This is a genomic window from Pseudoalteromonas luteoviolacea NCIMB 1944, assembly GCF_001625565.1.
Lineage (GTDB): Bacteria > Pseudomonadota > Gammaproteobacteria > Enterobacterales > Alteromonadaceae > Pseudoalteromonas > Pseudoalteromonas luteoviolacea_F.
Map to the genome: position 1 here is coordinate 1 of NZ_AUXS01000030.1, position 23,802 is coordinate 23,802.

Here is a 23,802-nt window from a genome sequence, read left to right on the forward strand (position 1 = left end):
CTCTACCATGACAGCCTCCAATTTATGAGATTATTCATATTAATTATGATTTTCCGATTTATCACAAACATTAAATCGCTAAAAAACTGATAAAAATATAATCAGATACTAAAAACAAGATATTATTAAACTTGTTTAAAACATGATAAAAAAATAGCAAGAATTTTAACAAAATGTAACTGTAACAAATTACAGAGTTTAAAAAATAAACAGGCTTATTTTATTATACACACAAAAAAACCCAGCCGATAGCTGGGTTTTTAACTCATAAACAACACCAATATAAATACCTTAAAAAGGTAAATATAGTTTTATTTTTTATTATTATAAATTCAAGGATTTATAACTATTTATAGCACTGGCTTTTTCTTCATTTATCATTGCTATCAAGTCAAACCCATCCTCCATCCACCTTGTGGGGACAGAGACATCCTCAATTCTGAATTGCTCGGTATCATGATTGAACACACACAATTCATCTTGAATGGCAAAAATACCATGATCGAATGCTTTTCCAGGTGCTGCTTGCTTGATGTAAAACCGCTCTCTTTGGTCCTTGGCAGCTTTTTTCAGCGCTCTATGGTGGCAATATGGGTTATTTCCTCGCTTGCCAAAGAAAACATGCGCAGTCCAATGACAACCAGCACGGCAAACAGAAGCAAATTCACACGAGCCACACTCTCCCCATAAATGCCGTGTGGCATCCTCGGGCTCATTAATGTCATTGATCCGCATTTGCGGGCTATTTTGATAAATATCCTGCAATGTCCGCTCTCTAATATTACCTCCGACATATTCGTCTGATGGCAAAGAAGGACACCCTTTAATGCTTCCGTCAGCTTCAATACCGATGGCATTTTGTCCTGCACTACAACCGCGAGAAAATGCCCATTTGGGATCGATCGCTATCGGTTCTCGTAGCAGCCGTTCATATGGACCAAAATATCCGATGTTATTACCCATATGCACCCGGACTCCTTCGCTATTACCGCGTTTAGATAGGTAAGCTAGTAAAGGGAAAACATCCAATAACTCATAAGGTTGTAGTAAAATATGGGAGTTTTCAACTGCATTCCCCATGGGCACAGTTAAAGCAAGCTGCCATGCTGTTACACCTGCGTCTCGCAATACTTCGTACAACATTGGCAGCTCGGCGACGGACTCCCTGTTGACCTGAGAATTACAGGCAACGGGGATCCCTACTTCACGTAAATGCGAGATGGTTTTAAAGCACTGTTGATATGCTCCCTCCCGCCCACGCAGCAAGTCATGGCTTTGTTCCAGTCCATCAATCGACAATGAAACAGATGCAATACCAGCTGCTTTCATACGCTTAGCAGTACCAAGAGAAATGCCATAACCACCCGTCGTCATGGTGGCCTTCATTCCTTTTTTGGTGATCTCGGCTGCAATAAGCAGCCAGTCAGGTCGCATAAACGCCTCACCTCCAATCAGGGTAACTTCTTTAATACCTAGTTCAGCCATTTGAGAGACTAAATCAAGCGCCTCACTTGTGGACAATTCATTAACTCTGGCATCCCCTGCTCGAGAGCCACAATGGCTACAGGCAAGGTTGCACTTTAATGTAATTTCCCAAACTGCATATGTTTGTCGAAATTTAGCATTAACCCTAAGGTCTGAACGTTGGTTTAAGTCCGTCATAAGTTGCCCCTAATCAGATGTGAATTAATACGAGTCTGTGTCTTTTTTAGTCGTTGTTAGGTGTGCCGTATATTTGAACACCCGGGCCACTCGCCTGCACACCGAGCTCATCTTGCTCCTTACTTTGACTCGGGTAGTTATTGCTTAGAGATGAACCACCTTCAATTTTTGCCAATAATTCTTCTGCTTGGATAACTGCTTTTTTGTTTTGTTTGCTAGTTTTCATAAAACACCTCGTTAGGTTTGTTATAGTTAAAGTGAGTAGAAAGACATCCTTGCCTCTTTGCCACCAACGTAATTGGCGGCATTATTCCCGAATCAGTCTAAATAAGGTTGTTTATTAAACACTTAACGATAGCCTGCTGACGGTTCGCGCTCTGTGTTTTTTCGATGCAATTGGTCAAATGGAAATTGACTGTACGCTCTGTGATACCAAGTATTTGGCTTATTTCCCAAGACGTTTTGCCTTCAGATGCCCAAAGAACACAATCGCGCTCTCTCTTTGTAATATTGAAATGGTCTTTTCGACATCGTAATGCCGCATTGAGTAATGCAGGAGATAAGATAGTCCAGTACCAGTCTACCTGCTCTACAGTCACTTTATGAGCGAGGTCACATGGGACATTAAATACCAAAGCCCCGATAATGCCTTTTATGCCCCTAAGCGGCAAAACGTGTAAAGACTCTGCAATGTTTAGCGCACCAGTGAGCTTTGCAAGTGAACAAAGCCTAATGCCTGACTTTGAATGTGCGAGTACTTTGTCGCTTTCAAAAAGCACCGAGAGCTCTTCTTGATAGTGTCCATAAACTTGCACAGGCTGAATATGGTTCGGCAGTGGACTATAGTCTACGAATGCCAAACAGTCGTACCCTACATCACGAGCGATAGTTGTAAGTGCCTCTTTTAAATCATCTGCATGATGAATTGAATCAAACAAATCAATGATGCGTCTGATGGACTCTCCATCCTTAAATGGGTTGTAGCTATCTTGTTCGGTAGGTTTCATTTTTTCTTCCTCACATTCAAAGCAATGAGCGCGATTTAATATCAAGCTCCCGTGTCGTCATGTGATTAAATTTATCCCTGTGAGCGCGTCCAGTCAAAAAATCAAACAGATAAATATAACAATAAAAATCAATAACATAACCCAGTTTATTAGCGATAAAATTAACTATGTATTGTTTTATAATGAGCTATAATCTCCCCACTAAAAGCAACTTAAAGATTCGACATACATTCTTTCGTTGAAGTCTGCGCAAACCGAAGTATAGACACACAGGTGATAGTCAATATCAGCCAACCCCCACAGATGCTTTCTATTATGTACAGTCATTAAAAAAGTCCCTGTAAAAGGAAATAATCAGCGATGGCAACACAGCAGCACAAGCCACATCATGCAATACTGAGAAGGTGCCATTGCTTGCATAGTTAGGAAATAGAGCTGCTATTTTTTAGTAACCAAAATTGGTGGCGGTAGGTGCTTGGGTTGATCGCTTCTTGCTAATGAGTTACTGATTGAAAGGCTGAGTCAAAAAGAAACCGAGTTTGATGGTATACCGTGTGGCGCTTTGTTCGCACTAGGCGATGAGCAGCGGTTGTTTTTATTTTGGAAACTTAGTTTTGCGCGTAGAAGATAAAATTTGCAGCATGGAATGGCACTGAGAACAGATCACAGCTCTGTATATAGAGGTAACGCTGTTTTGTCTGACTTATGCTTAAAGCCGTTTTGAGCGATAAGAACTAATTGGTTACGCAGGCATTTTGATCTGGATATAGTTGAACATTTTCATCGTTAGAGAACTTCAAAAGGTCGCTGTATTTCATTTGACTGAGCTCTACTGAAACCAGCAAACTACTTTCTAACACACTATCTACCTTGAACTTTATTGGCTTGCGGTCAGTACATAGCCACAAACTTTGTTCTATCTGGCTGACATCATAATTTTTATCAAAATTATAAATACCAAGCACATGTGACGACGAGACTTTAACCATTAAATCACCCGACGACAACTGCGACTGGGTGCTGGCTTCTTCACTAATAAACTCTACATACCCATTGGTGTTGGATATGTATACCTTGTCTTCGCCTTTCTTGGACTTAGCTTTAAAAGTCAGTAATACCTGTCCTTTTTCAACTAAACTGCCAACCTCAAGTTGGTTGGCGCGTATGGCTGTTCCTGTCTCCCTGGTGAAGTAATATTCCACGGCGGGCTCTTGCAGGTACAATTGACCAATCATTGGCGTCTGAAAGGTCGGTAAGATCAAAGACAAAGTAAATAAGCTTTTCATATCAATCCGTAAGAAATAGTTCCTATCAATTGGTGAAATTCAGTCATAAGCCCAAAAAGTACTCCCTGTATCTAAACGCAATTAAGTACCTACAATTGAAACTTCACCACCGATTTATTCTGTAAATTTAATGTCTAGTGCCACATTGTTGGTGAGTATTAGTATCCCCTTCTCCAACCGCTAGATAACTTAACTCTATGCGCCAATTGATAGAAAAACTTCTTTGCTATCTGCCGATTAAGCAATCAGGTCTCGTATCTGGGCGTGTAACTGTGTCGGTATTACCACCACCAATTTGCTTTGTCAGCTGATTGCCGATGACTTCTTTATTCGACAATGTTTTTAGTTTCTTAGTTTTTAGAGAAAGTATCATGGTCCAGCTCCAATATCATTGTAAGGTTTATTATTTTTTATATTTATGGAATTAGTTATTAAAATCAGGTCTAGTGATTGGGCGTGTAACCGTATCCGTATTACCACCACCAATTTGCTTTGTTAGTTGTGCGCCCAATGCATCTTTGGATGTCAGTGTTTTTAGTTTTTTCGTTTTTAAAGAAAGAAACATGGCATAACTCCTAATATTATTTTTATTTGGTTTGACTATCTAGTCTTGTATTGTAACTGGACGCGTTACCGTGTCCGTATTACCGCCGCCAACTTGCTTTGTTAGCAGTGGGCCAATTACTTCTTTGTTTGTCAGTGTTTTTAATTTCTTTGTCTTTACAGAAAGCAACATGATCAAGCTCCACTATTGTTATTGGGTTTATTACTTAACTTTTAGATCAGGTTTAGGTGGTTGAATTGGTCGTGTAATTGTATCTGTGTTACCACCACCAATTTGCTTAGTTAACTGTCCACCTAGCGCATCATTACGAGTTAAAGATTTTAATTTTTTTGTTTTTAGAAAAAGTAGCATAGCTAAACTCCTGTTTATTCCATTACGCTTCTTAGGGCTAATTATTTAATTACTGTTTTTATTTTGCACATCTACGTGTGCTTTTGATGTTTCCAAGATAAACAAACTCAGCGTGTAATGGTAGTTATCAAACCTTATATAACCCCCGATAACATTTTGTAACCCACTGTTTTAAATAGATATAAAAATAAACATTGAAATATTCGGAATAATAACATTTGGCAATACTGCAAATATCATTTCAAAATAGTAAAAAAGTACTCACAAGGCTTTTCTAGCGGTAAATTTCTTTCCCAAAGGAACAGGCTGTCAATTTGATGCTCACAAGAAGTGCGCTTTGTTCAACAAATACAAATTAACTTCCATTGACAGTAAGTGGAATAAAAAGAGGAGTATATAAAGAAGTGTATCGTGTAGAGGTTAATAAACAGGCAAACACACAGTGTCTGCCCGTCATACTTCACTTGGTATTTGGCTATATTGCCGTGTCAGTCTCTAACAGAGACACCTTGAGCAGTTGATTTTCAACCACTTCAATCATATCTACGATTAAGCTGCCAGAGTCAGAGCTGCGCACTCTGTCAATGACAAACTTAGCGTCGTCCACCGTATAAATAGGCTCAATAATAGACTCAGTCGCGAAGTCTATTTTATGAATGCTCTCCCCGTCGGAGTGATAAATATGCCCATTTAAGATAGTGACAGAGTGTTTATATTTGGCAGGCGGTAACTCCAAATTATGTATCACTTCACCTGTGCGTAAATCAAACGCAGACAAAATATCATTGGATGACAAAGTGACTAACATAGTGTCATTTATTTTATCTAGCCATAGCGTACTTTGAGTTGGTAGCTCCCGCACTTTTTCATCTAGACTGGAAAGTACATAAGCTTTACTGTTCACCTTTGTCTCATCGACAACGGTATAGCTTATTTCACTCTCACTCCAATACTCTACAGATACAATGGTGCCATTGACAGGCTTCGCCAGTTTCAATGTTAAACCATCCAATGTGTAAACTTCGATTTTATTGGCGTAATGGATCAATAGTTCATCGGCAGCGCGGTTGTACCTGATGGTCTTGTAGTCTGCGTCAGGTAGCCCCAAAGCGGAAACTTGACCATCATTGGCCTTAAAATTAATCCGATATAAGTGACCAATTCGAGTTAAAAATACATAACCGTTGGGTACCTCTATTGCCGCAGCATCCTCTCGAATACTCTTAATTTGAGGGCTCAGTACCTTATCTTGAATATCTAGGGTATAGATATCCATGACAAAGGGGTAACTGGTCATCAATAACTCGCGACTGTTAAGCGTTTCATAGTTGGCATAGGATTGCTCAGTCATTAATTTTTGCGCTTTCACTAGCCTTTGTTCATCCAGAGAAAAGCTGTAAACAATGTTTTTAGAGTTATCAAACCAAACTAACTGCCCAGACTTATCATCATAGTTTAAGGTCCAAATACGAGACTGAGACTCATGAAGCTTAACTTGATTACCACCATCAGGGTCCGTCATATAGAGTTCATTGATATCGTATTGACGTCTTTCAAATAAGATAATCTCCTTTTCAGGCACATAGGCCAAAAACCGATCTCCGTAAGAGTTCAAGTTTGGAGAGGTGATTTGAAACTCCTCGCCGGTCAATAAATCTCGATTGGTCAATGCCGATAATTCATCGCGATTTCGATAACCACTTTTGGCATACACGAGACGGTCTTGATTAATTCCACCCCCAGTCATGCTATTGAGCTTACAATCAAACAAAAATTGGTTACCCGACACAAAGTCAGCACTTAATTGCCACACTTGGCATTTGTCGCCATCAACGATTCTATAATAAATAGTACTTGAGTCCGCAGACCAGCCAACCGGGTAATAATTTACCCCCTGCTCTCCCAGCCTGCGTTCATGACCACTCTTTAAGCTTTTGACAACTAGAGAGTAATAATCAGTATCGCGCTGAATAAATGAATAAGCCACCATGGCATCATTCGGTGATAAATTGAGTAAGGTATAACGCCCTTGAACCCATGATAAAACACTTTCTTTGATCGGCTGATCAAGTGTCTGTAACACGCTTTCATCTTTGTTGGCGTAATCTAAATTAAATTGCACAACATCCAAACTTGCCAAAGTCACTGCACCAAGTACCGCAGCCCCTGCCAACAACCAACTCAAGCGTTTACCCCGCTGGGCTTTAGGCTGTTCTGGTATCTCGCGCGTGATCGCGTCTAAAGGGTTGGTAATCGTTCTATCGGGGTTTGACTCAGGGGAAGTATTGGAAGGTTGATCAGGATGGTAAATGATCTGTGGTTCGAGAAAAAAGCTATATCCTTTTCGGTAATGGGTTTTAACTACAATACCACGCTGTTTGTCTGATTTGAGAATTTTGCGCAACTCAGACATAGCACGGTTAATCGCATTATCATCAACAAAATTTTGGTTCCAAACGTCATCTACCAAATCTTGCCGAGTGATAATTTGCTCATTATTAATGATCAAATAGCACAGTAAACGAAATAAAAGAGGCTCCAATTCCCGTGTTGTATCGCCATCAGAGATACACTGACGCTTGGGATCCAGCACCCATTCGCCAAATTTTACTTCCTTTACTTGCCTAGAAAATCTCACTTCATTCATGATGAATTTTACACGAACAGGGTCCTAACAAATCACCATTTTACTTAAAGCAATTTTTTACTCAAGCAAATATGTTAAACGTTGTAACTCATTGCTTTTAATTATGCAATAAAGTGAGAACGGCCTTTAGCGTGCACCCTAACAGTAATTATTTATAATTATTAACCTAAGTTATACGTGAACAGCCATACGTGATAATTAGGTGGCTCATCTAAGCTAAAAATATAACATAACATAGTAACGAGAAAAAAACACAGTAGTATTGTATTCGGGTTAATAAGCGTTTGGTGAGATCTGTACCAGTCTCATATTTGAGGCATAAAAAAACCCACATGCCATTAGCATGTGGGTTTTAAACCAAATAGGTGGTTGGTTATTTGCGCAACTGGCGAATAACGCGTAGCTGTGCAAGCGCTTCTTCAAGCTGTACAGCTGCTCGATCGTAATCAAGGTCAGCAGTAGAACCTGAAGACATTTGCGCTTGAGCTTCACGTCTGGCTTCTTCAGCAGCCTGCTCGTCAAGTTCTTCACCACGGATAGCAACGTCCGCTAGAACGGTTACTGTCTTAGGTTGAACTTCAAGCGTACCGCCTGCAACGTAGATGATCTCTTCAGTACCATCTTCTTTAACCAAACGAACCATACCAGGTTTTAGGCCAGTCAGGAGTGGCGCGTGGCCAGGGTGAATACCTAATTCACCTTCACTACCTGTTACTTGAATCGTTGCAACAGCACCAGAGAAAACACTCTGTTCTGCGCTCACTACGTCAAGTTGTACTGTCATTGCCATAACAACCTCCTAATTACATGTTTTTAGCTTTATCAACTGCTTCGTCGATTGAGCCAACCATGTAGAATGCCTGCTCAGGCATATCATCGTAATCACCGTTTAGGATGCCCTTAAAGCCAGAGATTGTGTCTTTAAGAGATACGTATTTACCAGGTGCACCTGTGAATACCTCAGCAACGAAGAACGGCTGAGATAGGAAACGCTGGATTTTACGTGCACGAGATACAACTTGCTTATCTTCATCAGATAGCTCGTCCATACCTAGGATCGCGATGATGTCTTTCAGCTCTTTATAACGCTGAAGTACAGTCTGAACGCCACGTGCAGTCTCATAGTGCTCGTTACCGATTACTTGAGGGTCTAGCTGACGTGAAGTTGAATCTAGTGGATCTACCGCTGGGTAGATACCTAGAGACGCGATGTCACGTGAAAGTACTACTGTCGCGTCAAGGTGCGCGAACGTAGTAGCTGGTGATGGGTCAGTCAAGTCATCCGCAGGTACGTATACCGCTTGGATTGAAGTGATTGAACCAGTCTTAGTAGATGCGATACGCTCCTGTAGAACACCCATCTCTTCTGCAAGAGTTGGCTGATAACCTACCGCTGAAGGCATACGACCTAGTAGTGCTGATACCTCAGTACCTGCAAGCGTATAACGGTAGATGTTATCTACGAAGAAAAGTACGTCACGACCTTCGTCACGGAACTTCTCAGCCATAGTTAGACCCGTTAGTGCAACACGTAGACGGTTACCCGGTGGCTCGTTCATCTGACCATATACTAGAGATACTTTGTCTAGTACGTTTGAGTCGTTCATCTCATGGTAGAAATCGTTACCCTCACGAGTACGCTCACCAACACCTGCGAATACAGAGTAACCGCTGTGCTCGATTGCGATGTTACGGATAAGTTCCATCATGTTTACGGTTTTACCTACACCGGCACCACCGAATAGACCAACTTTACCACCTTTCGCGAACGGACATACAAGGTCGATTACCTTGATACCTGTTTCTAGTAGCTCAACTGAACTTGATTGATCTTCGTATGAAGGCGCAGCACGGTGAATTGACATACGCTCTTCTTCACCAATTGGACCTGCTTCATCGATAGGCTGACCAAGTACGTCCATGATACGACCTAGGGTCTTTGTACCAACTGGAACCTTGATTGGCTCACCTGTGCCTTCTACTGAGATACCACGACGTAGACCGTCAGTAGTACCAAGTGCGATACCACGTACCACACCGCCACCTAGCTGCTGTTGCACTTCTAGTGTCAAACCAGCTAGGTCGCCTTCTGTAACTTTTAGTGCGTCATATACGGCTGGCACGTTGTCTTGTGGGAACTCAATGTCCACAACGGCGCCGATAATTTGGACGACCTTACCTAAACTCATGTCTATTCCTCTCGTTAAACTTTGCCGAAGCGTTATACAGCAGCCGAACCGCCAACAATCTCACTGATCTCTTGTGTGATTGCAGCCTGACGTGCTTTGTTGTAAACAAGTTGCAGCTCATCCATTAGGTCGCCTGCGTTATCAGTTGCGGCTTTCATCGCAACCATACGGGCAGCCTGTTCAGATGCAGCATTTTCTACTACACCCTGGTACACCTGTGACTCAATGAAACGTACCAATAGCGTCTCTAGGATCGCTTCTGGGCTCGGCTCATATAAGTAATCCCAAGCGTGGGCTGATACTTCTTCTTCAGCTTTTGGCAAAGGTAATAACTGTTCGATCGTTGGCTCTTGCTTCATCGTGTTAACGAATTTGTTGTACACAACGAACAAGCGGTCAATTTTACCTTCAGCAAATGCGTCTAGCATTACTTTTACAGGACCAATTACATCCTGAATTGAAGGTGCATCTCCAAGACCCGCTTTCTTAGCGAGTAACTCACCGCCAAAACGTTGGAAGAAACCAGCTGCCTTGCTACCTAAAGTAGCAAATTCGGCATCAACGCCTTTATCTTTCCACGCTTTAACGTCTTGCGTGATTTTCTTAAACTCATTTGAGTTCAAGCCACCACACAGACCACGGTCAGTTGAGATAACAATATAACCAACTCGCTTTACATCACGGTCCTCAAGGAACGGGTGATGAAAGTCAAGATTTGCTTGAGCAACACGACCGATCACTTTGCGTAAGTTCTCAGCGTATGGACGGCTTGACGCCACACGGTCTTGTGCCTTCTTCATTTTAGAAGCGGCAACCATTTCCATCGCGCTGGTGATCTTCTGAGTATTCTTAATACTCCCGATCTTGCTTTTTATCTCTTTTCCGCTGGCCATGACTCTCTCTCCGAATCAGTGGTGACCGAAGTCACCATGAATAACTAAATTACCAAGTTTGCGTCGACTTGAACTTCTCTAGAAGTTCTTTAAGTTGCGCTTCAATCTCAGCGTTGTAGTTACCAGTTTCGTTGATTTGAGTCATCAGCGCTGCGTATGTGCTGTTTGCAAAACCAATTAGGCCTTCTTCGAAATCACCAATTTTGTTGATTTCGATGTCTTGTAGGAAGCCTTTCTCGGCAGCAAATAGAGACAGAGACATTTCAGCAACAGACATAGGTGCATATTGCTTCTGCTTCATTAGCTCTGTTACGCGCTCACCGTGCTCAAGCTGTGCACGTGTTGCATCGTCAAGGTCAGAAGCGAACTGAGAGAACGCTGCTAGTTCACGGTACTGAGCTAGCGCTAGACGGATACCACCACCTAGTTTCTTAACGATTTTCGTTTGCGCTGCACCACCTACACGAGATACCGAGATACCAGCGTTAACAGCTGGACGGATACCTGCGTTGAATAAGTCAGTTTCTAGGAAGATCTGACCATCGGTGATTGAGATAACGTTAGTAGGTACGAATGCAGAAACGTCACCACCTTGAGTTTCAATGATTGGCAATGCCGTCAATGAACCTGTTTTACCTTTCACTTCACCATTAGTGAACTTCTCAACGTAATCAGCGTTTACACGTGATGCACGCTCTAGAAGACGTGAGTGAAGGTAGAATACGTCACCTGGGTATGCTTCACGACCTGGTGGACGCTTAAGTAGTAGTGAGATCTGACGGTAAGCAACAGCTTGCTTAGACAGGTCATCATATACGATTAGCGCGTCTTCACCGCGGTCACGGAAGTATTCACCCATAGTACAACCAGCAAATGGCGCTAGGTATTGTAGCGCTGCTGATTCAGAAGCAGATGCAACAACAACGATTGTGTTTTCAAGTGCACCGTGCTCTTCTAATTTACGTACTACGTTTGCGATAGTAGATGCTTTTTGACCAACCGCTACGTACACACACTTAACGCCTGTGTCTTTTTGGTTGATGATAGCATCGATAGCAAGTGCAGTTTTACCAGTCTGACGGTCACCGATAACTAGCTCACGCTGACCACGACCAACTGGGATCATCGCATCGATAGACTTATAACCAGTTTGTACTGGCTCGTCTACTGATTGACGCTCGATTACACCTGGTGCAATTTTTTCAACTGGTTCGAAACCATCGTTGTCTAGTGCACCTTTACCATCGATTGGTGCACCTAGTGTGTTAACAACACGACCTAGTAGACCACGGCCTACTGGTACTTCAAGGATACGACCTGTAGATTGTACTTTTACGCCTTCTTTAAGGTCTGCGTAAGGACCCATTACTACTGCACCTACTGAGTCGCGCTCAAGGTTTAGTGCGATAGCATAACGGTTGCCAGGAAGCTCGATCATCTCACCTTGCATACAGTCAGCTAGACCGTGGATGCGGATGATACCGTCTGTAACAGATACGATAGTACCTTCGTTACGTGCTTCACTTACAACTTCAAACTGCTCAATACGCTGCTTGATCAGTGCAGAAATTTCTGTGGAATTAAGTTGCATGCTCTTTTTCCCAATTACGATTGTAGCGACACTGCTAAGCGGTCTAATTTACCGCGTACGCTACCGTCAATTACGGTATCGCCAGCCTTAATAACCAAACCGCTTACTACGGTTTCATCGATGCTACAATTCAGCTTAACTTTGCGTGCGAAACGTTTTTCTAACGCAGCGCCCAATTTATCTTGCTGCTCTTGCGCAAGTTCAGTTGCAGAAACCACGTCAACGTCAATTTCTTTGTCATAATCTGCTTTAAATTCAGCAAATAATTCAGCAACTGCAGGGACTGCAGATAAACGCTCATTTTCGGCCATCAGCTTGATAAGATTTTGACCTTGCTCGTCGAGTTGCTCAGCGCATAGCTTTAGAATGATCTCAGACTGTTCAGCCTGAGTAGCGATGCTACCCAGTAACGCCTGAACCTGTTCATCGCTGGTCACTTGACCGGCGAAGAACAGCATTTCATTCCAAGCTTCAACTGTGCCTTTTTCAACAGCAAGTTCAAAAGCCGCTTTAGCGTATGGGCGAGCGATAGTAGTCAATTCAGACATGCTCATACCCTCCTAATTAAAGCTCAGCAACTAGCTTATCAACGATATCGCTGTGTGCGTCTTGATTGATTTCACGCTCTAAAATCTTTTCTGCGCCAACCAAAGCCAGACTAGCTACTTGAGTACGTAGCTCTTCTTTCACACGGTTACGCTCTGTTTCGATTTCAGAGTGTCCTTGAGCAATAATCTTCTCACGCTCTTGTTGACCACGAATAGTTTCTTCGTCAACGATAAGCGCAGCACGCTTTTTAGCTTGCTCAATGATTTCAGCCGCTTGAGTCTTTGCTTCTTTAAGCTGCTCAGCAGCTTTTTCACGCGCTTGCTCAAGATCTTTTTCAGCTTTATCAGAGGCAGCTAAACCATCTTCAATTTTCTTCTGGCGAGCTTCAATTGCACTATTTAGCGGTGGCCATACGTATTTCATACAGAAAAGTACGAATACCGTAAATGCAATTAATTCACCTATTAGAGTGGCGTTTAAGTTCACGACCGCTCCTCCTTACTTGACAGTTGTTCGATTCAGCTATTGTCTAAAAAATTAAAGCGCGAACAACATGTACATAGCGATACCAACACCGATCATCGCTACCGCATCGATTAGACCAGCAAGGATGAACATTTTAACTTGTAGTGAAGGTGCAAGCTCAGGCTGACGAGCACATGCTTCTAGGAATTTACCACCCATGTTACCGAAGCCGATAGCAGTACCGATAGCACCGAAGCCGATAAGTAAAGCAACAGCGATAAGCTTAAGACCTAATACTAGTTCCATTTTTTTCTCCAAAGTTTCATTTGTAAATTAAAGTTAAAGTTAAAAAATCTTTTAAAAATTATATTCTTAGTGGCTATCTTTTGCACTTGCCATGCTCAGGTATACGATCGTAAGCATCATGAATACGAATGCCTGTAGAACGATAACTAAGATGTGGAAAGCAGCCCAGATAAAGTGCAGTGGTAACTGCATTAAGCCAATTGCACCGATCAAGATGAAGATCATTTCACCCGCGTACAAGTTACCGAACAAACGCAGTGCTAGCGAGAAAGGCTTAGCAAATAGCGCGATAGTTTCAAGTAACAAGTTACAAGGGATAAGGAAAATCATGCCAATCTTGTTTTTAGTGCTGAACGGGTGAAGTGTTAGTTCAGCAATAAAACCACCGATGCCTTTGATTTTAATTGAATAACCGATCATCAGAAGGAATACGCCGATAGCCAATGCTGCCGTCATATTTAAGTCCGTTGTCGGTACAATTTTCATGTATACATCGTGTGAGTCCATACCAAATGCAGTTTCGCCAACAAAGCCAGCAAATGCAGGTAGGAAGTCAACAGGAACCAAGTCCATTAAGTTCATTAAGAACACCCAAACAAAAATTGTTAGGGCTAATGGGGCAATCAGCTTGCTGTTACCATGATAAGTATCGCGTACGTTGTCGCCAACGAACTCAACAATCATCTCAATAAAGCACTGAAATTTGCCAGGTACACCAGTAGTGGATTTTTTAGCGGCGCTTCGGAAGATCCATAAAAAAACCAGACCTAAACCGATTGACCATGCGAGGGTATCTACGTGCCATGTCCAGAATCCACTATCCGCACATGCTTTATTGAAGGCAAGACCGGCATCGGTCGAGCACATCTTGGCATTGGTCAAGTGGTGCTGAATATGGCTTGATAGAGTAACTTCTTCTGCAGCCATGTTTTATCCCAAAAGTTAATGATTAAAAAAAATCGGTGCTAGCCACTGCGAGAACATCACTAGTATGTAACAGCAGAAAAATGGCAACGCCATGACACTCAAATGTTTAAACGCCAGTGCAAACATGCAAATGGTTAGCAAAAATTTTAATCCTTTGCCTCGTTTTAACGAGTCATACACTTGATTCGCTTTACTCGCTCCGACAAATCGGAATGAATACAAAGCAAATACTAAATTGGGAAGCACAATAGCAAAGCCGCCAACCAACGCTGACATGCCGGCTTGGGCTCCCCAACCTACTAAAACTATTACTGCAGCTACTAATGCTACGATACCCTGAAGCAAGACACCTTTTAATGCGGCTCGTCTATACGGGCCAGCTAACGAATGAGTCACTTTATATTAACCTTAATGACGCTAAAATTTATCAGGGTATAAAAACTGGCGAAATTATACTGATTTCTGCTCAATTTGCAACTTGACGCGACGAAATGAGGTATAAATTAAGCACTCAATCCGCCGCAAAATTGACCTTTAGGAGGGTTGTTGTAAATCTGGGTGGATCCGCCCAAGAATACCGTCTAGTTCATCAAGATCTGCGTAGGATATAACCAGCTTTCCTTTGCCTTTTTGATTGTAGTTGATCTCGACTTTCGCCCCCAAATTTTCTGCAAGCTGTTGCTCTAACAGTTTGACATCGGGGTCTTTTTCCTTTGTTTCTTTTTTAACCACAGGTTCCTGCATGGTACGAACTAACTTTTCGGTTTCACGCACAGTCAGCCCTTTTGCAACCGCAGTGCGAGCAGCCTCGGATTGAGCTTCACCTTGTAGTGATAATAAACAGCGAGCATGGCCCATTTCTATATCACCATGTTCTAACAAGATTTTTACATCATCATTGAGGTTGATTAAACGTAACAAGTTAGTCACAGTTGTACGAGATTTACCTACAGCATCAGCAACTTGCTGGTGGGTTAACTGAAATTCAGTGAGTAGTCGATCAAGCGCAACAGCTTCTTCCATGGCATTAAGATCTTCACGTTGAATATTTTCTATTAACGCAATCGCTACTGCTGCATCATCTTCCACATCTTTGATAATACAGGGCACAACGTCCAAACCAGCAAGCTGTGAAGCACGCCAACGACGCTCACCCGCAATAATTTCATACTGTTCAGAACTCAATTGTCTCACGACAATGGGTTGTAACACGCCCTGTGCTCGTATTGAGTTTGCCAACTCTTCAAGCGCTTGTTCTGACATATCTTTACGCGGTTGATACTTGCCGCGCTGTAAAAATTCGATCGGCAACCGCTGTAATTCTTGATCTGATGTTTCTGACTGTTGGCTATCAGGGGTGGGTGCCAGCTCAGCAGCTTGCACTTTCGTTTCTTCAGGGGGAGTCATACCTGAAGGTGGCTTAGCAGAACTTAATAATGCATCTAAGCCTCTACCTAATCCTCTTTTTTTCACCGACATGTTGTTTTCTATCCTCTTAAGCTACAGCAGCGGCTTGTTTTTCTTGGCGGCGTAACATTTCTCCAGCTAGTGCAAGATATGCTTTTGCACCACTGGATGCTCGATCGTAATACATCGCCGGCGCACCAAAACTTGGCGCCTCAGCTAAGCGTACATTCCTTGGGATCACAGTGCGGTATACTTTTTCACCAAAATGTTGTTTAAGCTGTTCTGATACATCATTTGCTAATCGATTTCTAGGGTCGTACATGGTACGTAAAATCCCTTCAATTTGCAGCTCCGGGTTAACCAATTTCGACAACTGAGTAATGGTATCCATCAATGCCGTCAACCCTTCCAATGCATAATACTCACATTGCATCGGCACCATAACAGAATCAGCAGCAGCCATTGCATTGACGGTCAGCATATTTAATGAAGGGGGACAGTCAATAAATATAAACTCGTAGTCGTCTTGAATAGACTCAATGGCGTTACGCAAACGGACTTCACGGGCGAACAGCTCCATCAACTTCACTTCCGCAGCGGTTACATCACCATTGGCCGAAATGAGATCATATTCACCAGAAGTGTCTGTACAGATCACCTCTTTGATGGGCGTTTCTTCGATCAGTAGATCATAGATAGTTGCCACGTCACTATATTTATCAACACCACTGCCCATGGTGGCATTACCTTGTGGATCCAAATCTATCAGCAGTACTTTTCTTTTCGTTGCCGCCATCGAGGCAGCAAGGTTAACCGCAGTGGTTGTTTTGCCAACACCACCTTTTTGGTTTGCAATTGCAATGACTCTAGCCACAGTGTCCTCGAGTTTAGTCTTTAGTAAGAATAATTAAATGACGTTCACCTTCAAGGTTAGGTACCTGCAAGGTGATATTTTGCTCTAAAGAAATGCCTTCAGGCAGACTATTTAATTCATCTTGCGGATACATTCCTTTCAGTGCAACAAATCGTCCCGATGAGTCAATCAAGTGTGTACACCATTGCACCATATCTTGCAGGGACGCAAATGCACGACTCAGTACACCGTCTAATTTAACACTTGGCTGATATTCTTCAACACGAGACTGCACAGGTGTCACGTTTTTTAGTCCAAGCGCATGTTTTACTTGGGTTAAAAAACGTACTCTTTTTCCAAGACTATCAAGCAGTACAAACTCAGTGTCGGGCAAAGCGATTGCCAATACAATGCCAGGTAAACCAGGACCTGTGCCGACATCAATATAATGTTTGCCAGTAAGATGAGGCGCAACAACCAGTGAATCCAAAATATGTTTAACCATCATCTCTTTTGGATCACGCACAGAAGTCAGGTTGTAGGCTTTATTCCATTTGTCGAGCAGCCCGACATAATCGACAAGCTGCTGTTTTTGATTTTCGGTCAGCGAAATCTCGGTTTCAGCCAACAAAGCATTGAGTTGTTCTAATAACACAGTTTTCCATTGCTGCTACGCTGACTTGCGTAACAGCCCTTGCTTTTTCAGATAGACTAATAATAGCGAAATAGCGGCTGGGGTGATACCAGAAATACGCGATGCTTGACCAATCGTTTGTGGGCGCGCGTCGGTAAGCTTAGCAACCACCTCGTTAGACAAGCCACTTACCTGACTGTAATCAAATTCGGCTGGTAGCAAAGTTTCTTCGTGGCGAAGCTGTTTATTAATCTCGTCTTGTTGGCGCGCTATATACCCAGCATATTTAGTCTGAATTTCCACCTGCTCAAGGGCTGGCCAGTTATCGTGTTCACTGGCTAACCCATCAATGGCCATCAATTCGCGATAGCTCACTTCAGGGCGACGGATCAAATCTTCAAGGCTGGCTTCTCGTGTCAGTGGTGATTTAAGTAATGCGTTGACCTGATCTAAGGCCTCATGATCCTTGTGGATCCAAGTAGAACGAAGACGTTGTGCCTCTTGCTCCATTACTTCTAGCTTGTTATTAAATGCAGCCCAACGCTCATCATTTACCAAACCAAGCTCACGGCCTTTTTCTGTAAGGCGCAAGTCAGCGTTATCCTCACGTAATAGTAAGCGATACTCGGCACGACTGGTAAACATACGATAAGGTTCTTTTGTACCCAGAGTTGCTAGATCGTCAATCAAAACACCTGTATAGGCTTCATCACGACGAGGCGTCCAAGGATCTTCTCCTTTAACTTGCAGCGCAGCGTTCATACCCGCGATTAACCCCTGTGCCCCCGCCTCTTCATAGCCAGTCGTACCATTAATTTGTCCAGCAAAGAAAAGACCATTAATGAATTTAGTCTCAAGAGATTGCTTTAGGTCTCTAGGGTCAAAAAAGTCGTATTCAATGGCGTAGCCCGGACGACAAATATGAGCATTTTCAAACCCTTTGATCGAACGGACAATATCTAACTGAATATCAAAAGGTAAGCTGGTGGAAATACCATTAGGATATAGCTCATAAGATGTAAGCCCCTCAGGTTCAACAAAGATCTGGTGCTTTTCTTTATCTGCAAAACGTACGATTTTATCTTCTATTGACGGGCAATATCGCGGTCCGACACCTTCAATAACACCAGCATACATAGGAGAACGATGTAAATTTTCACGGATCACATCATGGGTTTTCTCATTTGTATAAGTTATATAACAAGGGATCTGCTTAGGATGATCTGATTGTTTGCCCAAAAATGAGAATACTGGTGTAGGCGTATCACCCGGTTGTTCTTGCATAACAGAGAAATCTACAGTACGCGCATCAATACGTGGTGGAGTACCTGTTTTAAGTCTATCTACTCTGAACGGTAATTCACGTAAACGGTGTGCCAGCGCAATTGAAGGTGGATCCCCTGCTCTACCACCTTTGTAGTTTTCAAGGCCAATATGGATCTGGCCACCTAAGAAAGTACCTACTGTTAGCACTACGGATTGTGCGCTAAAGCGCAAACCCATTTGTGTTACCACACCTTTGACTTGATCCTGCTCTACGATCAGATCATCACAGCTTTGTTGGAATACTTTTAAATTAGCTTGGTTTTGCAAAGTATCTTGGATCGCAGCTTTGTACAATGCGCGATCTGCTTGTGCTCTAGTTGCTCTTACGGCTGGACCTTTAGATGAGTTTAGCGTTCTAAACTGGATCCCGCCTTTATCGATCGCTTGTGCCATCGCGCCACCAAGTGCATCGATCTCTTTCACTAAGTGACCTTTGCCGATCCCGCCGATCGCTGGGTTACAAGACATTTGGCCTAAAGTATCCATATTGTGAGTTAACAATAAGGTATTCATACCCATACGTGCAGCTGCCAACGCAGCTTCTGTACCAGCATGACCGCCACCAACCACGATTACGTCAAAATGTTCATGATAAATCATTTACGGGATCCTACTTAAAAACAACCAGCAAATTTCGAAAGGGTGCGTATTCTACCTAGAAAAACGCAGAAGTGAAACGATTAAATATTAGCCAAAGCCAAAAATGGATCTCTTAAAATATATAAGGATCTTTTTAAAGATCTTTATTGATCTTATATTTAGTCAAGGCTAGATCTGTGAATAAGGTTATATTCCTATTGTGATCCATAGACTTAAGTCAGATCATATAGTGTGAATTAGATCGGATCTAAGGGCGGATAAGCTTTGATCAAATAGCCTATTTATTCACAGCCACAAATCTGATTAAATTTATCCAATGGATAAGTAATACTAGATCAGCAGTTAGATCAAAGGTTATCCACATATGGTGTTTCAAAAATAAGAAAATGTGGATAACTTATGAAGAACTGATCTTATTTAGTTATTTGCTACCTGCTCACTAAACTGAGGTAACCAAGCTAGTGCGGTATCTTCAGGTAGTGCTTCATCTAATACATCTATCTTGAGTGTTGGCAAAAGCGCCTGCGCACCTTTTTCAATTAAAAGCTTTTCACTATTGATAGCTGCATAGTTATAGGTGTCATAGCTTGAGTCGCCGATGCCAACAACGGCAAAGCGGACATGACTAAGATCTGCTTGTTCATCAAGCTGAGAGATAAAAGGCAATAAGTTTTCTGGATAATCACCCGCACCGTACGTAGAGGTAACCAGTAGCCATACATTGCTTGCGCATTCAGATAAATCTGGTTGTTCATGTACATTGCATGTTAAAGCGCGGGCATTTAGATCCTCTGCTAATTGTTCTGCAACATATTCAGCCGAACCCATTTGACTACCAATAATGATCTCAATATTACTCATCGTATCTCAATATCTCTCTGTATATGTGGCTCATAATAATGGGGATCAAAAAGAAGTAAAGTGTTACTTCACCCTTGGGATAAAAATAATTAGATGAAATTTCGCTCTTTTGTGGGTTGGTTGTATTAAGTTGTTGATTTAAAATGTGTAAATAAATTATTCCTGCTGCGGTAATTCTTTAATAATTGTGGATAAGCAGGGTGTAAGTGGGTTGTGTGGGGGAGAGGATTTGCCTTTCACAAGCACTTAAAATGAATGGCGTATGGCTAAATGCCGATGTGTGGATAATTGTGCATGAATAAAGATCTTTTTTGATGTGATGATCTTATTTTTTTGGATCTATAAAGTTTGATCTATATAAGAAAATATTCTAAAAGCTCTTGTTTTTAGTCATTTTTACGGGCTGAAGAGAGTCGTTTTCTGCGCTGATCCAGTAAAAAAGGTCGTTTTTCTCTGCGATCTTGGTGTTTTATCAATATGAGTTTGTTCATTATGTCCGATATTATTTAGGTGGCAGTGTCGGGTACGTAAAAACTTTCCAGAGTTATTCATTGTTTTGTATGAAATATGTACATTTGTTCTCACTTTTAAACGAATTTTAGACAGTCTCGCATGTTAGTTAGGAACTAAGATCGCTTTATTGATCAAAGGAGCGATGAAATGAAACCAATGAACTTAGTTTTACCTAGCTTAATTTGCAGTTTATTGACAGGCTGCAATAACAACAACCATGCACCGGATATTGAAATTGCACAGCCAAATCATAGTGCGGTAGTGACAACGCAGCTGTCATTGACGGCTGTTGTGAGTGATAAAGACGATAATTTAAAGGAAATTAAATGGCGCCAAATCTCAGGACCAGCCCAGGCAACCCTTGAAGTTGATGGCATTAAAGATCAGTCCATAGAGGTCACTTTGCCAGCCAAAGCCGGGGAGTATATATTTGAAGTTGAAGCAAAAGATATATGGCGTTTAAAGGAAAAGTCGCGTTTTGTAATCACAGCACAAAGCCTTGAAGAGGCTGTTTTCCCGCAGTTAGACAAATTACTCAGCGACACGTACAGTGAATCGAAAGAACTGGTTCCCGGGATGCAAGCACTTGTAGATTTTGGTATTGAAGGCCAAGTATGGCGAGGAGCGGTCGGGTATAGGGATAAAGATGATCGAGTCCCTTTATTGATAGATACGCCATTTCGTATTGCAAGCATTTCAAAAACCCTCAGTGCTGGTGTTACTTTTTCCTTAATTGATGAAGGTGTTATTACACTGGACACCACACTTGCTGAGTTAGTCTCAGAAACAGATATGCCAAGCGGTTATCAAGTGGAAGACTTTCATGTTCTAAATGGCGTTAAACGGGGTGGGGCGATCACGGTACGACAGTTGTTGGATCAAAGTAGTGGCATTGAAGACTTTGTTTCTTACCTATCAGACTTGAACGCGCCAGATACACGATCCTTTCAAGCTGCGCTGCTAGGAACTGGAGAAGATATTCCAGCTGTGTGGCATTCTGACTTATTGATTGAAGATCTATTGCGACGAGGTATCACGCAGTCGCTTGGTGATATGCCAGGTGAGCAGCATTTATACGGCAACAGCAATACGGATATTTTAGCTTGGGCGCTTGAGAAATATACAGGAAAAAGCTTTGAGCAATTGCTGTATGAGCGGGTGTACTTGCCGCTAGGTATGAATAATACTTACATGGATCAACATGAACCAGCTCGGGGGGATGACAAAATTGTTGAACATTACTTCAATATCGCTGCCGATTTTGAGGATATTCCACCAGCACTGTATGGAAATCACAATATTGTGGAATTAGGCGTGAATACCTCTTTTGCTTGGGCAGGAGGCGGGATCGTATCCACACTTGATGATCTTAATCTGTATTTTACAGCACTCCACCAGCGTACATTGGTTCAAGATCCTACTTTAGATGAAGCAATTCAATCTCATTGGATGCCTGTAAGGTCACAAGAAGGTATATCGGAGTCATATGGACTGGCATTGGCAAAATACCAAATGAATGGCTTTGAAAGCGTTGGTCATTCAGGGTTTTGGGGGGTAAATGCAGCAATGGTAGAACCGCTTGGTATCCGAGTGATCACCGCGAATCACCAAGTCGTGTCAGACAGCTTGTATGATTTTGAATACGGCGCCATCCAATTACTACATAAATTGGGTATTAAAGGTGCAATGCCGCTCGCATCTGGTAAATAATGTGGGAATAGGATACCCGATGCGTGAGCAGCGGGTATCTCATGAGCTATTTACCGATACAGAATGAACTGAAGATTTTGCCTAGTAAGTCATCTGATGTAAATTCACCGGTAATTTCATTCAAGTGTTGCTGAGTTAAGCGCAGTTCTTCGGCTAATATTTCACCAGCAACGTGCATTTCTAATTGTGTTTGGCCTATTTCTAGGTGTTCAGCTGCACGTTCTAGCGCATCGAGGTGACGGCGGCGAGCCATGAACCCGCCTTCATTTGCACCGGTAAATCCGATACACGCTTTGAGGTGTTCTCGCAAAGTATCAATGCCTGTATTGGCTTGCGCGCTAAGTCTTAAAACAGGGTAATTCCCCTGTTGGCACAGCCCTTGTTGCTCGCCACAAAGATCGATTTTATTGCGAATGACTGTGATTTCCATGCCTGTTGGCAGCTTTTCCATAAATTCAGGCCAAATTTTTAGCGGATCGGTTTCTTGGGTATCTGTACCATCGACCATAAACAAAACATGATCTGCGCCGCTGATCTCTTCCCAGGCTCGTTCGATACCGATTTGTTCAACTTTGTCAGGGCTATCGCGCAGTCCCGCTGTATCGATAATATGCAGTGGCATGCCATCAATATGAATATGCTCTCTTAAAACATCTCGGGTAGTGCCTGCAATATCTGTCACGATGGCTGCTTCTCGACCAGCAAGCGCATTTAACAAAGAGGACTTACCAGCATTAGGACGGCCAGCAATGACAACACGCATACCCTCACGCATGATACTGCCTTGTTTGGCTTGACGCCGAACCTCAGTTAATTGTGTGATGATCGCTTGTAAATCGCCTGCGACCTTACCATCTGATAAAAAATCAATTTCTTCATCTGGAAAATCAATGGCCGCTTCAACATACATTCGCAAGTGGATAACTTGCTCCACCAGCACATTAATATGTTTTGAGAAATCACCTTGCAACGAATGTAGAGCACTCTTTGCAGCTTGTTCACTGGTAGCATTAATTAGATCGGCAATAGCTTCGGCTTGGGTTAAATCGAGTTTGTCATTCATAAATGCACGCTCAGAAAATTCACCCGGTTTGGCCAATCTGACGCCGTCAATTTGGCTGATCTCTTTGAGCAGCATATCAATGACAACAGGGCCACCATGGCCTTGTAATTCCAACACATCTTCTCCTGTAAAGGAGTTAGGTCCTTGGAAAAACAATGCGATACCTTGATCGAGTTGCTCTCCAGCTAGGGTATTAAATGGTAAATATTCGGCATATCGTGTCTTTGGGCATTTACCCAAGATTTTTTCTGCAACTAACTTCGCTGCTGTGCCTGAAATTCGAATTATCCCTACACCGCCACGACCGGGTGCGGTTGCCTGAGCTGCTATCGTATCTTGTGCAATCATGATGACTCTTGCTAAATGAGTGTGTTCTGAGCTCAATTGTACAGCAATT

Annotated in this window: 25 protein-coding genes; 1 reads left to right on the forward strand and 24 read right to left on the reverse strand. The window is 42.4% G+C overall.

Annotated features, from left to right (window positions below; genetic code table 11):
* Window positions 1-324: 324 nt before the first annotated feature.
* The 23 genes from N483_RS10920 to mioC all read right to left on the reverse strand — a co-directional run bounded on the left by N483_RS10920 (window position 325) and on the right by mioC (window position 20,119).
* Window positions 325-1,662, reverse strand: coding sequence for a radical SAM/SPASM domain-containing protein (locus tag N483_RS10920; RefSeq protein WP_023400924.1), 1,338 nt, complete (start codon window positions 1,660-1,662; stop codon window positions 325-327).
* Window positions 1,663-1,708: 46 nt separating this feature from the next.
* Window positions 1,709-1,888 (reverse strand): hypothetical protein, encoded by a 180-nt coding sequence (locus N483_RS10925; RefSeq protein ID WP_023400925.1) that lies wholly within the window; start codon window positions 1,886-1,888, stop codon window positions 1,709-1,711.
* Window positions 1,889-1,985: 97 nt separating this feature from the next.
* The gene (locus tag N483_RS27615) at window positions 1,986-2,669 is read right to left on the reverse strand and encodes a helix-turn-helix transcriptional regulator (protein WP_023400926.1); all 684 of its coding nucleotides are present in this window, start codon (window positions 2,667-2,669) and stop codon (window positions 1,986-1,988) included.
* A 734-nt stretch (window positions 2,670-3,403) separates the two neighbouring features.
* A complete protein-coding gene (locus N483_RS10935) occupies window positions 3,404-3,955 on the reverse strand; it encodes a hypothetical protein (protein WP_023400927.1) in 552 nt (183 codons plus the stop codon).
* 226 nt (window positions 3,956-4,181) lie between these two features.
* Window positions 4,182-4,328 carry a hypothetical protein gene (locus tag N483_RS26965; protein WP_023400928.1) on the reverse strand — a complete coding sequence of 49 codons (147 nt, stop codon included), beginning with the start codon at window positions 4,326-4,328 and terminating at the stop codon, window positions 4,182-4,184.
* A gap of 51 nt (window positions 4,329-4,379) precedes the next feature.
* Entirely contained in the window at window positions 4,380-4,520 is a 141-nt protein-coding gene (locus tag N483_RS26970) for a hypothetical protein (RefSeq protein WP_023400929.1), read from the reverse strand.
* A 39-nt stretch (window positions 4,521-4,559) separates the two neighbouring features.
* Window positions 4,560-4,691 carry a hypothetical protein gene (locus N483_RS27620; RefSeq protein ID WP_023400930.1) on the reverse strand — a complete coding sequence of 44 codons (132 nt, stop codon included), beginning with the start codon at window positions 4,689-4,691 and terminating at the stop codon, window positions 4,560-4,562.
* 30 nt (window positions 4,692-4,721) lie between these two features.
* Window positions 4,722-4,871, reverse strand: coding sequence for a hypothetical protein (locus tag N483_RS26975; protein WP_023400931.1), 150 nt, complete (start codon window positions 4,869-4,871; stop codon window positions 4,722-4,724).
* A 475-nt stretch (window positions 4,872-5,346) separates the two neighbouring features.
* Window positions 5,347-7,518: a winged helix-turn-helix domain-containing protein gene (locus N483_RS10940; RefSeq protein WP_023400932.1), complete on the reverse strand. Its 2,172-nt coding sequence runs from the start codon at window positions 7,516-7,518 to the stop codon at window positions 5,347-5,349.
* A gap of 373 nt (window positions 7,519-7,891) precedes the next feature.
* The gene (locus tag N483_RS10945) at window positions 7,892-8,308 is read right to left on the reverse strand and encodes a F0F1 ATP synthase subunit epsilon (RefSeq protein WP_023400933.1); all 417 of its coding nucleotides are present in this window, start codon (window positions 8,306-8,308) and stop codon (window positions 7,892-7,894) included.
* Between the two features lie 13 nt (window positions 8,309-8,321).
* Window positions 8,322-9,707 (reverse strand): F0F1 ATP synthase subunit beta, encoded by a 1,386-nt coding sequence (gene atpD / locus N483_RS10950; protein WP_023400934.1) that lies wholly within the window; start codon window positions 9,705-9,707, stop codon window positions 8,322-8,324.
* Window positions 9,708-9,739: 32 nt separating this feature from the next.
* Window positions 9,740-10,600 (reverse strand): F0F1 ATP synthase subunit gamma, encoded by an 861-nt coding sequence (gene atpG / locus N483_RS10955; protein WP_023400935.1) that lies wholly within the window; start codon window positions 10,598-10,600, stop codon window positions 9,740-9,742.
* Between the two features lie 49 nt (window positions 10,601-10,649).
* The gene (gene atpA, locus N483_RS10960; protein WP_023400936.1) at window positions 10,650-12,191 is read right to left on the reverse strand and encodes a F0F1 ATP synthase subunit alpha; all 1,542 of its coding nucleotides are present in this window, start codon (window positions 12,189-12,191) and stop codon (window positions 10,650-10,652) included.
* Window positions 12,192-12,205: 14 nt separating this feature from the next.
* A complete protein-coding gene (gene atpH, locus N483_RS10965) occupies window positions 12,206-12,739 on the reverse strand; it encodes a F0F1 ATP synthase subunit delta (protein WP_023400937.1) in 534 nt (177 codons plus the stop codon).
* A 16-nt stretch (window positions 12,740-12,755) separates the two neighbouring features.
* Window positions 12,756-13,226 carry a F0F1 ATP synthase subunit B gene (gene atpF, locus N483_RS10970; protein ID WP_023400938.1) on the reverse strand — a complete coding sequence of 157 codons (471 nt, stop codon included), beginning with the start codon at window positions 13,224-13,226 and terminating at the stop codon, window positions 12,756-12,758.
* A 51-nt stretch (window positions 13,227-13,277) separates the two neighbouring features.
* Window positions 13,278-13,511, reverse strand: coding sequence for a F0F1 ATP synthase subunit C (gene atpE, locus N483_RS10975; RefSeq protein ID WP_023400939.1), 234 nt, complete (start codon window positions 13,509-13,511; stop codon window positions 13,278-13,280).
* 66 nt (window positions 13,512-13,577) lie between these two features.
* Entirely contained in the window at window positions 13,578-14,438 is an 861-nt protein-coding gene (gene atpB, locus N483_RS10980) for a F0F1 ATP synthase subunit A (RefSeq protein WP_023400940.1), read from the reverse strand.
* 15 nt (window positions 14,439-14,453) lie between these two features.
* The gene (locus tag N483_RS10985) at window positions 14,454-14,834 is read right to left on the reverse strand and encodes an ATP synthase subunit I (protein ID WP_023400941.1); all 381 of its coding nucleotides are present in this window, start codon (window positions 14,832-14,834) and stop codon (window positions 14,454-14,456) included.
* A 138-nt stretch (window positions 14,835-14,972) separates the two neighbouring features.
* Window positions 14,973-15,917 carry a ParB/RepB/Spo0J family partition protein gene (locus N483_RS10990; protein WP_023400942.1) on the reverse strand — a complete coding sequence of 315 codons (945 nt, stop codon included), beginning with the start codon at window positions 15,915-15,917 and terminating at the stop codon, window positions 14,973-14,975.
* A 16-nt stretch (window positions 15,918-15,933) separates the two neighbouring features.
* Complete coding sequence (locus N483_RS10995) at window positions 15,934-16,719, reverse strand: ParA family protein (RefSeq protein ID WP_023400943.1); 786 nt, start codon at window positions 16,717-16,719, stop codon at window positions 15,934-15,936.
* A gap of 13 nt (window positions 16,720-16,732) precedes the next feature.
* Complete coding sequence (gene rsmG, locus N483_RS11000) at window positions 16,733-17,353, reverse strand: 16S rRNA (guanine(527)-N(7))-methyltransferase RsmG (protein WP_023400944.1); 621 nt, start codon at window positions 17,351-17,353, stop codon at window positions 16,733-16,735.
* Window positions 17,354-17,368: 15 nt separating this feature from the next.
* Window positions 17,369-19,258 (reverse strand): tRNA uridine-5-carboxymethylaminomethyl(34) synthesis enzyme MnmG, encoded by a 1,890-nt coding sequence (gene mnmG / locus N483_RS11005; RefSeq protein ID WP_023400945.1) that lies wholly within the window; start codon window positions 19,256-19,258, stop codon window positions 17,369-17,371.
* Between the two features lie 417 nt (window positions 19,259-19,675).
* Entirely contained in the window at window positions 19,676-20,119 is a 444-nt protein-coding gene (mioC, locus tag N483_RS11010) for an FMN-binding protein MioC (protein ID WP_023400946.1), read from the reverse strand.
* 660 nt (window positions 20,120-20,779) lie between these two features.
* Here mioC and N483_RS11015 point away from each other — a divergent pair.
* Window positions 20,780-22,342, forward strand: a complete 1,563-nt coding sequence (locus N483_RS11015) for a serine hydrolase domain-containing protein (RefSeq protein WP_023400947.1) — start codon at window positions 20,780-20,782, stop codon at window positions 22,340-22,342.
* Window positions 22,343-22,388: 46 nt separating this feature from the next.
* Here the strand turns inward: N483_RS11015 and mnmE are convergent, their stop codons facing one another.
* Window positions 22,389-23,753: a tRNA uridine-5-carboxymethylaminomethyl(34) synthesis GTPase MnmE gene (gene mnmE / locus N483_RS11020; RefSeq protein ID WP_023400948.1), complete on the reverse strand. Its 1,365-nt coding sequence runs from the start codon at window positions 23,751-23,753 to the stop codon at window positions 22,389-22,391.
* Between the last annotated feature and the right edge of the window lie 49 nt (window positions 23,754-23,802).